The sequence below is a fragment of the Streptomyces sp. WAC04114 genome (assembly GCF_019733245.1).
Taxonomy (GTDB): Bacteria; Actinomycetota; Actinomycetes; order Streptomycetales; family Streptomycetaceae; genus Streptomyces; species Streptomyces massasporeus_A.
On sequence record NZ_JAIGQA010000040.1, the window covers coordinates 19720 to 33736 of the forward strand.

The 14017-nt window shown below is 68.8% G+C and carries 12 protein-coding genes and 1 pseudogene; 5 read left to right on the forward strand and 8 right to left on the reverse strand.

Annotated elements, in window-relative coordinates:
* Positions 1-31: 31 nt before the first annotated feature.
* Positions 32-1135 (reverse strand): hypothetical protein, encoded by a 1104-nt coding sequence (locus K4G64_RS13860; protein WP_221756339.1) that lies wholly within the window; start codon positions 1133-1135, stop codon positions 32-34.
* Positions 1136-1411: 276 nt separating this feature from the next.
* Positions 1412-2134, reverse strand: a complete 723-nt coding sequence (locus K4G64_RS13865) for a hypothetical protein (protein ID WP_221756340.1) — start codon at positions 2132-2134, stop codon at positions 1412-1414.
* A gap of 447 nt (positions 2135-2581) precedes the next feature.
* Between K4G64_RS13865 and K4G64_RS13870 the strand changes: the two genes are divergently transcribed.
* The 3 genes from K4G64_RS13870 (at position 2582) to K4G64_RS13880 (ending at position 6636) form a co-directional block, all read left to right on the forward strand.
* Positions 2582-3526 carry a hypothetical protein gene (locus K4G64_RS13870; RefSeq protein ID WP_221756370.1) on the forward strand — a complete coding sequence of 315 codons (945 nt, stop codon included), beginning with the start codon at positions 2582-2584 and terminating at the stop codon, positions 3524-3526.
* 257 nt (positions 3527-3783) lie between these two features.
* Positions 3784-4776 carry an immunity 49 family protein gene (locus tag K4G64_RS13875; protein WP_221756341.1) on the forward strand — a complete coding sequence of 331 codons (993 nt, stop codon included), beginning with the start codon at positions 3784-3786 and terminating at the stop codon, positions 4774-4776.
* 468 nt (positions 4777-5244) lie between these two features.
* The gene (locus K4G64_RS13880; RefSeq protein WP_221756342.1) at positions 5245-6636 is read left to right on the forward strand and encodes a S9 family peptidase; all 1392 of its coding nucleotides are present in this window, start codon (positions 5245-5247) and stop codon (positions 6634-6636) included.
* Positions 6637-6824: 188 nt separating this feature from the next.
* On the opposite strand, the gene K4G64_RS13885 is transcribed toward K4G64_RS13880, so the two are convergent.
* Positions 6825-8096 (reverse strand): cytochrome P450, encoded by a 1272-nt coding sequence (locus K4G64_RS13885; RefSeq protein WP_221756343.1) that lies wholly within the window; start codon positions 8094-8096, stop codon positions 6825-6827.
* Between the two features lie 337 nt (positions 8097-8433).
* On the opposite strand from K4G64_RS13885, the gene K4G64_RS13890 reads away from it, so the two are divergent.
* Positions 8434-9336, forward strand: a complete 903-nt coding sequence (locus K4G64_RS13890) for a DUF5134 domain-containing protein (RefSeq protein ID WP_260460429.1) — start codon at positions 8434-8436, stop codon at positions 9334-9336.
* A gap of 36 nt (positions 9337-9372) precedes the next feature.
* Here K4G64_RS13890 and K4G64_RS13895 read toward each other — a convergent pair whose 3' ends face one another.
* From K4G64_RS13895 to K4G64_RS13915, 5 genes and pseudogenes are all read right to left on the reverse strand, one after another.
* Complete coding sequence (locus K4G64_RS13895; protein WP_221756345.1) at positions 9373-10236, reverse strand: F510_1955 family glycosylhydrolase; 864 nt, start codon at positions 10234-10236, stop codon at positions 9373-9375.
* A gap of 179 nt (positions 10237-10415) precedes the next feature.
* Positions 10416-11099 carry a DUF305 domain-containing protein gene (locus tag K4G64_RS13900; protein ID WP_221756346.1) on the reverse strand — a complete coding sequence of 228 codons (684 nt, stop codon included), beginning with the start codon at positions 11097-11099 and terminating at the stop codon, positions 10416-10418.
* 91 nt (positions 11100-11190) lie between these two features.
* Positions 11191-11655, reverse strand: coding sequence for a DUF6153 family protein (locus K4G64_RS13905; protein WP_221756347.1), 465 nt, complete (start codon positions 11653-11655; stop codon positions 11191-11193).
* 170 nt (positions 11656-11825) lie between these two features.
* Positions 11826-12203: pseudogene (locus K4G64_RS13910) on the reverse strand (proton-conducting transporter membrane subunit); the annotation flags it as partial.
* 180 nt (positions 12204-12383) lie between these two features.
* Positions 12384-12842: a hypothetical protein gene (locus K4G64_RS13915; protein WP_221756348.1), complete on the reverse strand. Its 459-nt coding sequence runs from the start codon at positions 12840-12842 to the stop codon at positions 12384-12386.
* A gap of 584 nt (positions 12843-13426) precedes the next feature.
* Between K4G64_RS13915 and K4G64_RS13920 the strand changes: the two genes are divergently transcribed.
* Entirely contained in the window at positions 13427-13921 is a 495-nt protein-coding gene (locus K4G64_RS13920) for a hypothetical protein (protein ID WP_221756349.1), read from the forward strand.
* Positions 13922-14017: the final 96 nt, after the last annotated feature.

Sequence of the window (14017 nt, forward strand, 5' to 3'; positions counted from 1 at the left end):
CATGCCATCAGGTTTCAGGCATGTCATGCCGTCAGCTGCTTGTGTCGGCCACGCCGTACCGCAGCGTTCCCGCCGCGATGTGTGCGAAATGAGCGGTTCCCACGCTGTCGAACTGCAGGTCGCTCCAAGCACCTCCGGCCTCCACGTCCTCGATGCCGAAGGCGCCGATACCGGTACGCCTCGCGAACCTCAGTCGGCCAGCGGAGCCGTGGACGACGCAGATCTGCGCCGGCGGTCCCACGCCGCAGGCCGAGTGCCGGTCACCGCCGTCGACGTCGGCAGTGACCACCTCGATCGCCGGCGACTCGGGAAAGTTGCCGAAAATGCAGACGTTGAGTGTGCGCCCGCGGACCTCGAAGTACGAGACGACGCTCTCCCCGGTGATGGCGTGCTCCATCACCGGGCATTCCGCCGAGACTTGCCCGCCGTGCAGGACCTGCACGTTCCAACTGTCCGGCTGACCGGGGAAGTCGGTCCCCGGGACCATCGTCGCCGCGCGCAGCCTCCGGTCGGACTGTCCTGCCGGCGTGAGGTCGTCGCAGTAGGCGATCCGCAACGTCTCGTCACGGCGATCGAAGGTCAGCGCCGGGAACCACCCCTTTTCCGCCGCGTTCGCCGAATCGACCTTGTGGACGTTCTTCCGCCAGGTCGGAGGTTTACTCGGATCTGTCTTGGGGGGTGCCTTGGTCGCGTGCCACAGCGAGAGGCCGGACTGGTAGGCGAAGTGCGGCCTGTCCTTGAACGGAGGCTCGCTGAAGGTGCCCAGATTGACCGTCATGGCCGGGAACCGGATCCGGTCGGGGAAGAGGCCTGCGGAGGTGGGTACCTCCTCGAAACTCCACTGGGCCCCCCTTACTCCGTAGATGAGGTGATCGGTGGCCCTGCTCTGGTAGGCGACATGCGGGTTGAGCGCGCTGTCGATCCCGAGACCGATCCGGTATTCGTCCAGCGCCGCCGGTTCCGTGGGCAGCCGCTCGTGCTGCCACGCGCTCTCGCCCCTCCTTGCCAGCATGACGTCGCCGGACGGCGTGGTGTAGGCGAGCCAGGGCGTGTCGCTCGTATCGACGACCAAGGACACCTGCCCATGAGCGGTGTGGGAATCGTCGACGACCTCTGTGGAGAATTCCGTCGCCATGATGGGTCATCTCCCAGTGCCGGCAGCCGACTGCGCGTCGTGCCAGCCCTTCGAACGCACCAAAAGAGCGCGAGAGATGTGCGTATACGGGCCGCGAGGGAGAGAGGTACAAGACCTCGATTTACGGGCCGCGAGGGAAAGAAAATACGGGACCTTCGGGGACGGACCTTCGATGCTGCCCCCTGGGGTCATCGTCACCGTCTACACATTCCAGAATTGCATTGTGGCCGGTATGCCGCAACTCCCCTGTCGCCGACCGCGGCTCCTACGCAACGATCAGTGTGCGTGGACGGCGTGGACGGCGGCCAGTTCCCCCTCCTCCTCATAGAACTCCCGCCCCATCGAGAACCGCAGGTCGACGCCGTCTGATCCGCCGTCCAGGAAGCGGGCAGCCACCTGCTCCCCCTCCCGCAGTCTGTCTCCCGCGCGATCGTCCCTCCCGACGATCTTGAGCCGTGGGCCCGTGGCCAGCAGCTCGTCGGTGAGTGGAACGCCCGACACGGTGCGGAACTGGCGCACTGCGATTGCCTGGTCGAAGTCCGGGGGCAGGTTGATCAGGTGTGCGAGGAACAGCTCACGGCCTTTACCGAAGGCCACGTAGGTGAGCGCCGGAGGGCGCTCGGCGTGGCGATCGAAGCGCCGGAAGTGGACGAGGCGTCGCACCGTCACCGTGACCGGGTCGACGATCTCGGTGCCGCCGCGCTCGAAGTGGCCACGGAACAGGGTCCCGGTGAACGAGATGAGCCCGGGCTGTCCCCCGGCCCCGGCGAGATCGGATAGGCGGAACCGTTCCGGGCTCAGCGTGTAGACGTCGGTCCCGGTCGTCCGACGATCTTCGAGGTAGATCCGGTGCGCGTCATGTGTCGCGTTGTCAAAGGTGACTTCCAGCAGGGCCTGAACATCGTGAGGGAACATGAACATGGGCAGGTGGGAGAGAAACGGGGTCTCCTCCCCCAGCACCAACATCCCGTGGACAGCTTTTGGTTCGACGGTCGCCATGGCTCTGACCTCCCCTGGAGAGCCCTTCCCGCGGTTCCGGACCCCACGGAATGCCGAATCCGGCGGACTTCCAGGTCTTTGTACAAGGCTGGCACGCTGCCCGAGGGATCGCCATTTCCCGGCCGCGGGGCTTTCGGCCGGTTCACACCGCCGAGGCCCGTCCCCGTCGGCCGTGTCGAGCCCGGCTTTCGCCTGGCAAAAGCGGGCTGCACGCCGTTTCGCGAGTGGTCACGCTGGCTGAACCGGACTGCGAGGGGGGGCTTGCGGAAGGGGAACCGCAGCGAGATCCTGGAAAGGAAAATGAGTTCGGAGCGGCCTTCCGCACAGGCGACGACCGCCGTGCAAGGTGACAGCCGACCCCTCGCAGATCGGCGCCACCACTGTTCATTCATCTCCATCGCTGCCCTGCGGGGCGGAAATCTCCCTAGCCTGCAAAGGGTGAGTCACATGCTCCCTGAGCAGCCGATCTCGGTTCCTTCCGACGCCATTGAGGCATCTTCCGCGCTTCGTGACCTCCTGAATGCCCGCGAGGCGGGAAAGTACAAGACCGGCGTGGGGCTGAAGCAGACAGGCGGGGAGTTCACCCCGCAGATCGCCTTGTTCGTCTACGTCGCGCAGAAGCGGCCTTCCGAGGAGGTCCCGGAAGGCGAGCTGGTCCCGGCCGAGTTCGGCGGCTACGCCACGGACGTCGTCGAGGTGCAGCCGGTTCCCATCGATGACACCGCGAGATACGACCCTCTGCGCGGTGGCATCGAGATCTCCAGGGAACGACTCATCCAGGACGGGATCTTCGCCCCGCCCACGGGCACGCTGGGGGCCGTCGTCAGTAGCCGCGTTCACGGCGGTGAGGCCCAGTTGCTCACCTGCGCCCATGTGGTGCAGCAGAGCGACATCAACGTCTATCAGCCCGGCCTCGTGTCGATATCACCGTTCGGCGACGTGGTCGGCACCGTTGAGGCTGTCCGCCACGAGTTCAATCCACTGTTCCTGGACTGCGCGACCATCGCTCTCAACGGGTCCCGCAGCGCGAAACCGCTGGTGGAGGAGATCGGTGCGACGCAGGGTGCCATGGTGGATCTCCCGCCGCTGGGAGCAGTGGTCAAGAAGCGCGGCAAGCGCACTCTGCTGACGTTCGGTTTCGTGGTGAGGCTGAGCTCGTCGGGCTTCGTGCCGGCCATCGACCAGATCGAGATCAGCGGCGCGGTGCCCTTCGTGACCTTGTTCGCGGGCAAGGGTGACTCGGGATCCGTCGTGCTGAATGCGAACAATGAGGTCATCGGGCTCCTCTTCGCGATACCGCGAGAGGACCTCGGCGCAGGCTTGGGCAGCGGTGGCATCGCCATGCCGATCTTCAACGTGCAGGAAGCCCTGCAGGTCGATGTCCTCCGGTGAGACGGCGACCGGGCCAGTTGCCAGCATGTGCCTCATCCAGCCGACATAGCGGTGGACTTCGTACTGGTCCAGGCCGCATTCGTTCTTCGCGGCCTGGAAGCATTCCTCGATCGCCCGCCGGCGCCCGGCAACGCGCACGTCGGTCGACGTGGGTGCCCCCGACGATGCCTCCGACCAGCCAGATGCCGAAACGCTGCTGTCAGTGGTCGTTGATAGCGTGCTGTACCAGATGTGGAGTTCATGAAAGGACGGGGTACGTGCGGAATGTGACGTGCCATCGGGTCGTCGAGCAGCGGTTGGCCCAAGCGCTCGACGACATCGAGGGGCGGACCTACACGCGGTGGCACTCGCTGCGGTACGGCAGTATCTCGCCGAAGCTGATCCGGGCCATGGCGGACGAGCTGCTCGACCATGTCGCCGCGCGAACGGTGACGGAGCCGGGGCTCGACGCCGCGGCCGGCACGGTCGCCGTCACCGCCGCGGAGTGTGTGCACGGAGTGCTGAGCATCATGTGCTTCCCGGGCGGGGACCAGGAACTCCGGTTCCCCCTCGTCGGGGAGCGGATCAGCACGGACCCGGACGACGACGAGTTCGGGGACGGGCCCATCACCTTCCGGGACGTCGTCAAGGAGGCGCCCACCGCGCGGACCTGGCTCGACATGTTCGAGATGTGTGTTGTCAGCGGGCACGTCTGGGACTGGGAGCGGGTCACCGGACTGCTGCTGCGCGGCGACTACGCGCCCGCCATCCGTGACGGCGTGCCCTACAACCGGTACACCTCCGTCTCCGACCCCGGCGACCTCGCCGCCATGGACGCCCTGTGCCCCTATCTCACCGAGGCGGCCGGGCATCTGCCTCGCGACTGGCCGACGGTTCCGCTGCGCAAGCCCGACGCCGGGGAGCGCGCGGAGGCCGCCCGCCGGCTCGATGAGGTCGGCGACGCGCTGAGCGCGGACCAGCGGCTGCTCCGCGTACTCCTCGACGACGACCAGCACGCCTTCGAGGACGCCCTCGTCGCCCGGCTGGTCGCGTACCGGGAGACCGTCGAGGCCGATACCGATGATCCCGCGCCCCGGTCCCTCCTCCCCCTCGGCACCCTCGCCCTGGCCTGCCTCGCCGTCCAGGTCCATGGGTGGGAACTCGGTGTCCGGTCCGGGTATCTGCCGTACGGTCTGCTGGGATCGCCGGACGCGCTGCGCCGGGCGGCGGAGGGGAACCAGAACGACTTGGACTACTGGGCCGCCAAGTAGGCCACCCCGGGGGACGGCGCACGAGTGTGACGGGCGTGAACGGGTGTGATCTTGTGAGAGCTCCGCGCCGACAGACGCGTCCGGGCTGAAGGTGCTCGCGCTCATCGCGTTGATACTGGCGTGCCGGGTGCTCGAGGTGGTCATCAACGACCTGCCGGGCTGGGTGGCGGCGATCCTTGTCTCGGCCCGGCGATAGCCCGCCCCAAAGCGTTGAGCTGCGGGGATGGTTCACTTGCGCCGCCTGCGCAACCAGCTCGATGACGAGCCAAGATGCGGCCGCTCGTCCGCGAGAGCCAAGGCCGCTTCCTGCGGATCACGAAGCGGGGACCACCGTCCTGAGCCTGGTAAGGATCATGGAGGCAACCGGCTCATGCACGAGACCGAAGCAGGCCCGCGCACGGGCCCGTTCGGAGCATGGGAGGGCGCGCCACATCCTCGGGCGGGGTGGAGCGTCGTAGCGTCCCCCGCATGACCGCAAGCACACCGCACCAGCCTGCTTCCCTCACCCGCCGCACGGCCTTGACCGGGCTCGCCGCGGGGGCGGGCACGCTCGCCGTCGGGAGCACGGCTCGCACCGCAGCCGCCGCGCCCAATGCGCCTTCGGCGCCCGATCCGACGCCGGGAGCGATGCGGCTCTTCGCTGATCCCGGCTTCAACTTCGCAGGGTTGCTCGCGCTGGGAGCCGCGGGCATGCGCGCCTCCGAGGTCGGCGAGGTGCTGACCGCGGTCAACGCCATCAACGCGGCGGGGCTCTCCGAGCAGACTTACACCGACACCTTCCGGTCCTGGGGCGACCAGCTCTCCGCTCCCCCGGCCGAGGGCCGGGACGGCCGCGGGACGCCGTCGCAGACCCGCCGTTTCCGCTCGCTGCGCGCTGCCCAGTACTACGCCCAAGCGCTGTTCTACGTCCTGGGCACCGACCAGCCCGGTGAAGAGGAGGCGGTCTACGAGGCGGGACGCAGGGCCTGGGACACCTTCACCCGGCTCTGCACACCCGCCGCCGTCACCGCCCGGGTCCCGTGGGGCAGGACCCGGCTGCCGCTGTGGTTCTTCCGCCCGGACGGCCCCGCCGAGCGGCGCCCCACCGTCATCCTCACCAACGGCAGTGACGGGCAGAACGTGGACATGTGGACCTACGGCGTGTCCGCAGCCCTCGACCGCGGCTGGAACGCGCTCGTCTACGACGGCCCAGGGCAGGGGCAGTTGCTGTTCGTCGAGGAGATCCCTTTCACCACCCGTTGGGAGACGGTGGTCGCCCCGATCGTCGACTGGTTGCTGCGGCGCGAGGACGTGGACGGCCGGCGGATCGCCCTCACCGGCCTCAGCATGGGCGGCAACCTCGCCCCGCGCGCCGCCGCCTTCGAGCACCGGCTCGCCGCGTGTGTGGCGATGCCTGGATGCCTCAGCCCCTGGCTCGGGTTCGACGAGGCACTTCGTGACATCGTCACACCCGACAAGGAGGAGACCAACCGGGTCTGGAACGAGGACGTCGTCCCGGAGCTGACCCCGCAGGAGGCCTTCACGGTCAAGAAGCGCTTCGAGGTTTTCAGTCGGCAGGCGCTGCGCCAGGCGCGCCGGGGCCAGGTCCTCACCGATCTCTGGACACCGGCGCAGGTGGTCATGGGCCTCGACATCACCGGGGTCGTCGGCAGGATCAAGGCCCCGACACTCGTACTGGACTACGACTTCGAGCAGTTCTACCCGGGCCAACCGCGTGAGATGTACGAACTTCTGCGCACGCGGCGCGACTACGTGAAACTGACGAAGGCCACCGGGGCACAGTTGCACTGCTCCCCGATGGCCCCTCAGCAGCACTGCGACGTCGTTTTCGACTGGCTCGCCGATGTGCTCCGGCGCTGAGTGCTCGGGTGCGGGCCTCACCGGGCTTCTTGACGATCAACGATGTCCAGGGAGCAACGAGGATCGCGTCCCCACCAGTCGGGTTGCAGCTGCAGGGCCACGCCGCCGGTTCACTCCCCGCATCAACCCTGGCGTGAGTTGAGAGCGACCCGCTCGGCCCTCCTTCTCTGCCGGCGAGCCCGCGCGGCTCACGCAGTCGGCCGCGCCGGGCTGAGTACCGGTGTCGGCACCCTTACGGCGTCCATGACGAAGCCGCTGCGCACGCGGGCCGGCATGCGGTTCAGCGGAATCCGCAGGTCCTGGTCGGGCACCTCGTACTCCAGACTGGCCAGTCGTGGGACGAGGGCCCGCAGCAGCGCGATCGTGACGTCCTCACCGGGGCAGCGGTGACCCGCCTCACGGTCGCCGCCGCCCTGCGGAATCAACTCATCGCGCTCGGGCGGCCGCTGCCGGAAGCGGTGCGGTTCGAAGGCATACGGATCGTCCCAGAGGTCCGGGTCGTGGTTCTGCCCGTAGAGGTCGAGCAGGACCAGCGTGCCCGAGCGGATCGGTTCGCCCCGCCAGTCGAGATCGGTGACGGCCCGGCCGCCGACGAAGGGCGCGAAGGGGTAGAAGCGCCGCAGCTCGTGGGCGAACGCCACAGCGTAGGAGGGGTCGTCGCCGATCAGGCGTTCCCGCAGTTCCGGCCTGCGGTGCAGCGCGTGCCCGGCGTAGGTGACGAACCAGCACACCGCGACCGTCGGGCGGATGACATTGAGCAGTTCGACCGCCGCCGTGTGCGGGTCGAGGAGCCGGCCGTCGGCGTCTCGGTGCCCGGCGATTCCTTCCAGTACAGAATTGGTCGGCGCGGCGACCATTCCCGACCGTACGCCTTGGACCAGGCGTCCCAGCCAGGTCTCGCAGCGGGCCCGCGCCCGTCGGGCCCGCCAGTGTCGCGGCCCCGGTGTGGCGAAGCCGTCGACCATGGCGACCAGGTCCCGGGCCAGTGGCTCGGCGTCCTCGACGACGATTCCGGCCCACTGGCATACGCCGCGGGTGAGCACGCGGCTCGTCTCGTCGAACAGCACGGTCCGGCGGCCGGACCAGGACTCCACCGCGTCGTCCCACGCGGCAGCGACGCGGTCCACCAGGCCGGCGACCGCTTCCGCACCGGTGAGCAGGGACAGGAAGAGTTCCTTGCGCACGCGGTGGTCCGGCCCGTCCAGGGTGTGCACGGCTCCGTGCCCGAACTGCGTGCTCAGCACCGGGCCGGGCAGCGCCGTCCGGCGTTCCACGTGCTTTTCGTCGTAGAAGAAGCGCACCGCCTCAGGGCCGTGCAGGACGACGGCCTCCTGCCCCATGAGCCGGGTGCGCACAAGCGGAGCGGTCGTGCGGCGCCTCCGGTCGGGCAGCCACGCGTACCCCTTGGCCAGGAGGGCAAGTGAACTGTCGGCGATCGGTGGACGACGACTCTCATTCATGGCGCGGCGAGTGCCCGCCGGCCCCGCGCGAAAACGCGGTCACACGGCAGTGGGCACCCGCTACCTAGTCGGCTCCTCCTTGGGATCGCTCCGACGGCTCGCTCTAGGGGCGCTCCGCGGCGGCGAGTGTGCGGCCGGCCAAAGTCTTGGATCGCCGTCCGCATCGGTGTGCGCCCTTCATCGCACTGACTCCCAGGGAGCAAACTCCCGCTCGCTGAACCGCTTTTGGCCCCTCTACGTACTGAGGGCATCCATAGATGACAGTCAGAGGACGACCCGCGTCGGCGCGCCCGCTCACCACCGCGCACTCGACGGCCGGTCGATGCGGAGGGCAGCAATGGGAAGTCCGGCTCTGACGTGGACGCTGGCGGCCGTCTCCGTACTCGTGACTGTCGTGAGCGCGGCCCGGCTCGCCGCGGCGGACAGCGGAGAGGCCCGGTTCGCGGCCGGAGGTGACGTCGTCATGGCCGGTGGCATGGCCGCGATGTTCCTTCCCGCGACGGCAGCCGGCTTCGGAGATCACAGCATGCTGTGGGTCACGGCCTTCACCGCCGTCGGCCTCGGCGGTGTGGCCCTGTCCGTGCGCCACGCCCGGCTGCACGGCTGGCAACACGGTCGCCGCTGGGCACATCACGTCATCGGCAGTGCCGCGATGGTGATCATGACGCTGGCCATGCCGGGCACCGATTCCGCGCCGGCTCTGGCTCTGGGCGGGCACTCGATGGCCGGCATGAACCACGGACACGGCCACGGGTCCGCCGGGACGTCCGGCGCCTCCGAGACGGGGGGCCACGCCGGGATGGAGGGCATGGGGCACTCCTCCGGGATGACCTCGCACGACATGACGACCGGAGCCGCCCACAGCGCTGCGGCGGGCGGCTCCGCTTCTGTGTGGCGTGCCGTTCTGTTCGCTCTGGCCGTGTACTTCCTGCTGTCGATCGTCGCGTCCGTCTGGTCACGACTGCGCGGCACCGACCGGCAGTCGGGTGCGGGCCGCGGCGCAGGAAGGGGCCGCTGGGCACGGCGGCTTCTCGCCCTGCCCGACGCGATCGTGGTGTTCGTCGCGTCGCTCGCCCTTTCCGTGTGGGACAAGGCCCGGCCGGGAGGGAACAAGCGCCGGGCACACGCGGCAGCGGGCAGCCGCCGTCGCCCGCCGGGCACGTCACCGGGCGCAGCGCTGACGGCCCACATCGGCATGGGCGGCACGATGTGCGCCATGCTCGTCATGATGGCCGGCTGACTCCTGGGCGGCCCCGACTTCGGGGGAGGCAACGCCTCAGTGGGCGTCGCTCGATTCGACAGCGAGGAGCGTTGTGAACGCGTGGCCGCCGTCCTTCGACTCGTACACCCCGGTCTGGGTGGCTGCCAGGATGTGCTCGGCGTCGACGGCGGTGAGCGCCTGTGGCCGGCCGCCCGGCACGGTGGCGGCCTTCTTCCAGGTGCTGCCGCCGTCGCTGCTGCGGTGTACGCCGCCGGAGGTGTCGATGCCGTACAAGGCGTCCTTCGCCGCCCAGGAGAGGAAGGCCATCACCGGCTTCTTCCCCCTGGCGAAGGTGCTGCCCCCATCGACGCTCCGGGCTACGCCGTCGGCGGTGGTGGCGAGCACGAGGTCGGGCCCCTGCGGGCTGACCGCGATGTCGACGGCTGCCACCCGCGTGCCGTCCTTCCAGGAGACACCGTCCTTGGTCGTGCGCACCCGGCCGGTGGTGGAGTCGTAGCCGTAGACCGTGCCGTGTGCGTGGTCCAGGGCGTGGAAGTCGGACTCGCCGGACAAGGACAGGGACTTCCAGGTCTTGCCCGCGTCGGTGCTCTTGATGAGCCCCTTGTTGCCACCGGAGGTCGGGTGGCCGCTGGCGTAGAAGGTCTTCGCACCGGACACGGTGAAGCCCATGAAGTCGTCCCTGCTGTTTCCGACCAGCTCCGGCTCCCCCTCGGCGTCGGGGGTGTAGACGCCTTCGTGGGTGGCCACGTACAGGCGCTGGTCGGCGGGGTCCAGGCCGAGACCGTGGATGTGGCTCATGGTTCTCCCGGAAGCGGTGGAGCCGGTCGAGTCCGTGTCGTCTCCACTGCCGGAGCAGGCGACCGGGGAGAGGGAGAGAGCCAGGGCTGTGGCTGCCATGGCGGCACAACGCTTGTTCATTGATTCCTCGCGGACGTGCGGGCGCATCGGAGCGGCGACAGCCGATCGATGTGACGGCTGATCGCAGTGCCGGCCGATCGCAGTGCCGGCCGATCGCGATGACGGTGGCAAGGGGGATGACCGCCCGGGCTCCTCGGGCGCGCGCCCTGGAGCCCCGGCGGTCAGTTCATGGATGTGGCTCAGATCCGGTCGAGGATCTTCTGGAGCTTCTCGACCTCGGCGGACTGGGTCTTCACGACGTCGGCGGCGAGCTTCTTGGCCGTGGAGTTGCGGCCGTTCTTCTGCTCGTCCTCCGCCATGGTGATCGCGCCCTCGTGGTGCTCGATCATCATCTCCGCGAACATCCGGTCGAACTCGGTGCCCGTGGCGGCCCGGAGCTTCTTCATGTCCGTCTCGGACATCATCCCGGACATACCGGAACCGTGGTCCATGCCACCGGACCCGTGGTGCTTGCCCGGCATGCTCTCCTCGGCGGACTCCGGCTTGCCCCAGGCCTTCAGCCAGGACTTCATGGTCCGGATCTCGGGATCCTGGGCCTTCTCGATGTCCGCGACCAGGGCCTTGACCTCCGTGTCGGAAGCCCGGCCGTCCGCGAGCTCGGACATCTCCAGGGCCTGCTCGTGGTGCGGGATCATCATCTGCGCGAACATGACGTCCGCGTCGTTGAACGCGCCGGGCGCCGGGTTGTCAACCGCCGTGGCGGTGGAGGCGGCGGCGGATGCGGAGCTGCCGCTCCCGTGGTCCATGCCCTCCATGTCGTCCCCGCCGCATGCGACGAGCAGCAGCCCGCCCGCGGCGACGGTGCTCACGATCGCAAGACGGCGACGCAGGCGACGATTCAGGGCAGGGTTGTGTGCGGTCATGTGTGACGGACCTCGCTTGATCGGTTCTGCGGTGAATGTGGCGGTACGCGCGGCGTGCGCGGGCATGCGAAGCCCGCGCTGCGGGTCCGGCCTATATCCGCAGGATCGACAGCTGAGCGAGGAGAGGTCTGGGTGGTGGCGGGAAGGGGCGCTGTACGGCCATCGCTCGGGCGAGCAGGGCCGTCAGCCGTTCCCTGCGGCGAGCCGCCGCGCCCAGGAACAACCACAGCAGCCAGCCGGTGAGCACCGCCACGCATACGGACAGCACGTCCATGCCCGTCAAGGGCCCGTCCGCGGTCGGTTCGGTCGGTGAGACCGCCCCGTGGTCCGCCATCGCCAGTGGCTCTGTGGAGGTCCCGGTCTCGGCAGCTCCTGGGCCCATGACGTCCTGGTGCGCGGCGGCGACCGTATGGGATGCGCCGCCTGTGCCTGAGCCGGACGAGTGCTCGGGATGACCCATCGTGTGCATGGCGAACACGCCGAAGGTGAGCGCGGCCACCAGCAGGAGGTACCCGAAGGCCCCTCCCACACGCAGCCGACTGCTCACACGCAACATGCCGGACATGCTACTGAGTCGATCCCCGGAACGGCGCCCCGACCCGACCACGCCGCCGCACTGGCACTGGCACTGGCACTGGCACTGGCACTGGCACTGGCACTGGCACTGGCACTGGCACTGGCACTGGCAGGAGGGTGCCTGGAGAGGCCGCCAAACCACCTTGTCGTTCACCGGGCGAGCGGTCCCCCCAGCACGTCCAGGACGGTCCCGCCGAGCAGCCCGAGTACGACGGATCCGGTGGCCGCCCCGTAAGCGACCACTGCAGCCGATCCGGACATCGCGCTCGGATCACCCACAGGTCCGCGCGAGAGAAGCGCCGGGGCGATCCAGCGCAGGTAGTAGAAGAGGGAGGCCACCGTGTTGACAGCCGCGACGACCGCGAGCCATGCGTAGCCTCCGTCGAAGGCAGCGCTGAAGGTTTCCAGCTTGCCTAGGAAGACGGCGGTCGGGGGCGTGCCCACCAGGCCCAGCAGGCAGACGACGAGCGAGGCCAGCAGGGCCGGGTGCGCCCGTGCCAGGCCGCGGTAGTCGTCGATGGTGTGGGCGCCGTCCTCCGCGCTGCCGCCTCGGCTCCGGCAAGCAGGGAGTGAGGCGCAGGCATGGGTGGGGCAGGACGGCTTCGACGAACGTGACGGCCCATCATGAGCACGGGACAGGACGCTCGTCGTGCGGTACCAGCCGAACCGGTGACATCCGGCAGGCCGGTTGGAGGAACCGCGTACCCTCTAGACCTGCTGCACGACGGAGGCCGCTCTGATAGCCATGGGAGACTCACCGTCCATGGGCCCACCAGCGGCCGGCCCTCGAACGGCCGAAGCGTCATAGGAACGGGTCGATTCGCGAACCGACGCTGCAAAGCAGGGCGATACCAGGGCAGAAGCCTGCTGAGGCTGTCCGGACAGGCAGTGTTCGCCAGGATGTGACGGCCCATGGCCCCCGTGGTGATCGTCGGCATCCGCGGCGGACAGCACCGTCGGTTCGACGCCTGCATGGCGAACGCCGTTGTCCGACGGTGCGGTGAAGGCCGTTGCGCTGGTGGAGAGGTGTCCCTTGACGCTTTCCTCGTGCACGCCGTGCGTCACCAGGACGCCGAACAGGACCACGGCCATGGCCAGCAAGCGCAGCAGCGGACCCGCACCCGAGCGGGTCCTGACGACGCGCCGGGGCGACCATGCCGTAACCATGCCGTAACCATGCCGTAACCATGCCGTGATCCTAGCGGCTCGCCGGGAGTGATCGACCACCCGTGCCCAAAGACTGGGTCAACTCGTCTGATGAATGGCTTGTTTGCTCCGGCTAGTGCTCAGGCGAACCTGATCCGGCCGTCGCATGTCCTCGCCGTCGTGTGCGCCCGGGCGGTGCGGCGGGCTCGTAAGCCGGTCAGGTAAGGCCCGTCAGGTGTGCCGAAGGGCTGTAGACGCTGACCTTGATCATGGCAATCGGCTCGCCCCCGCTATGGTTCGCACAAGCCCGTGCATGCGAGTCTCCTTCCGGGCACAGCCGGAGTCGATGACCGCAAGTCTGATTGAAAGACAGACTTCTGAGGGGCAGTTCAGGGCGTCTGATTCCAGGTTCGCCCCGTGTGCAAACCCTGTCAATTCCCCCCTGAGCGATCGACGACAACGGAGACGGGACACCCTCGCGTACGAACGTCGAACTGCATGGCGACTGCGCACCGACCACCACGACTTGGTCGAACCGGGACCCAGGCTGAGGCTGTGCGCGAGGCCACCCGAGAGGGAGCGCGGCCCGGCGGTACGGTGACCGGGTGGCGAACGTCTTCTCCGGTGGGGGCCGGGAGCTGGATCTGTCCAACGGCGGCACCGAGGTGTTTGTCGCGGTGCTGATGCTCGCTGTGTCCGATCTTGCATCCGAGACCTGGGACTTTCGCTTCGCGGCGCTGCTGACCCTGCAAGACCAGAACGTGATGGGGCGTGGTGCGGTCGGCTTCCACCTGGAGGAGGTCGACTGGGGCGCCGGCGAAGCCGAGCGGGCGCGGGCCAAGGACTTCGTACTGCGCGCCACAGCTCTCGCGGCGAGCGGGCACCGTTGGAACGAGCTGGGCTACCACCCGCCCCGCGTGCATGCCTACCTGGAGTGGTTCAGGATCATGGTGGAGCGTTTCCGCCCGCAGACCGACGGCGGCCCTTACCGCCACTTCCCGGGGCCGGACGAGGCGGCGATGGCGTCGTGCACGCGTCACCGCGTCCTCAGCGGACTCCCGTACTGGGAAGGCTGCTTGCTGTGCCATCGACCCCGGTAGCGCTGACCTGTCCGGCGGCGCCTCAGGGCCTGGCCGACGCGCCTGCGGCCGTTCTTGCGGTTGAGCCCATCCCACTTGCTCAGCTTCTCGCGGCGC

What these genes read in the sequence shown, in the direction of transcription:
- K4G64_RS13900 (WP_221756346.1), bottom strand. Translation starts at nt 11,099, where the DNA reads ATGACCGCACACAACCCTGCCCTGAATCGTCGCCTGCGTCGCCGTCTT.
- K4G64_RS13885 (WP_221756343.1), bottom strand. Translation starts at nt 8,096, where the DNA reads ATGAATGAGAGTCGTCGTCCACCGATCGCCGACAGTTCACTTGCCCTC.
- K4G64_RS13915 (WP_221756348.1), bottom strand. Translation starts at nt 12,842, where the DNA reads ATGGTTACGGCATGGTCGCCCCGGCGCGTCGTCAGGACCCGCTCGGGT.
- K4G64_RS13905 (WP_221756347.1), bottom strand. Translation starts at nt 11,655, where the DNA reads ATGTTGCGTGTGAGCAGTCGGCTGCGTGTGGGAGGGGCCTTCGGGTAC.
- K4G64_RS13860 (WP_221756339.1), bottom strand. Translation starts at nt 1,135, where the DNA reads ATGGCGACGGAATTCTCCACAGAGGTCGTCGACGATTCCCACACCGCT.
- K4G64_RS13870 (WP_221756370.1), top strand. Translation starts at nt 2,582, where the DNA reads ATGCTCCCTGAGCAGCCGATCTCGGTTCCTTCCGACGCCATTGAGGCA.
- K4G64_RS13865 (WP_221756340.1), bottom strand. Translation starts at nt 2,134, where the DNA reads ATGGCGACCGTCGAACCAAAAGCTGTCCACGGGATGTTGGTGCTGGGG.
- K4G64_RS13880 (WP_221756342.1), top strand. Translation starts at nt 5,245, where the DNA reads ATGACCGCAAGCACACCGCACCAGCCTGCTTCCCTCACCCGCCGCACG.
- K4G64_RS13895 (WP_221756345.1), bottom strand. Translation starts at nt 10,236, where the DNA reads ATGAACAAGCGTTGTGCCGCCATGGCAGCCACAGCCCTGGCTCTCTCC.
- K4G64_RS13890 (WP_260460429.1), top strand. Translation starts at nt 8,434, where the DNA reads ATGGGAAGTCCGGCTCTGACGTGGACGCTGGCGGCCGTCTCCGTACTC.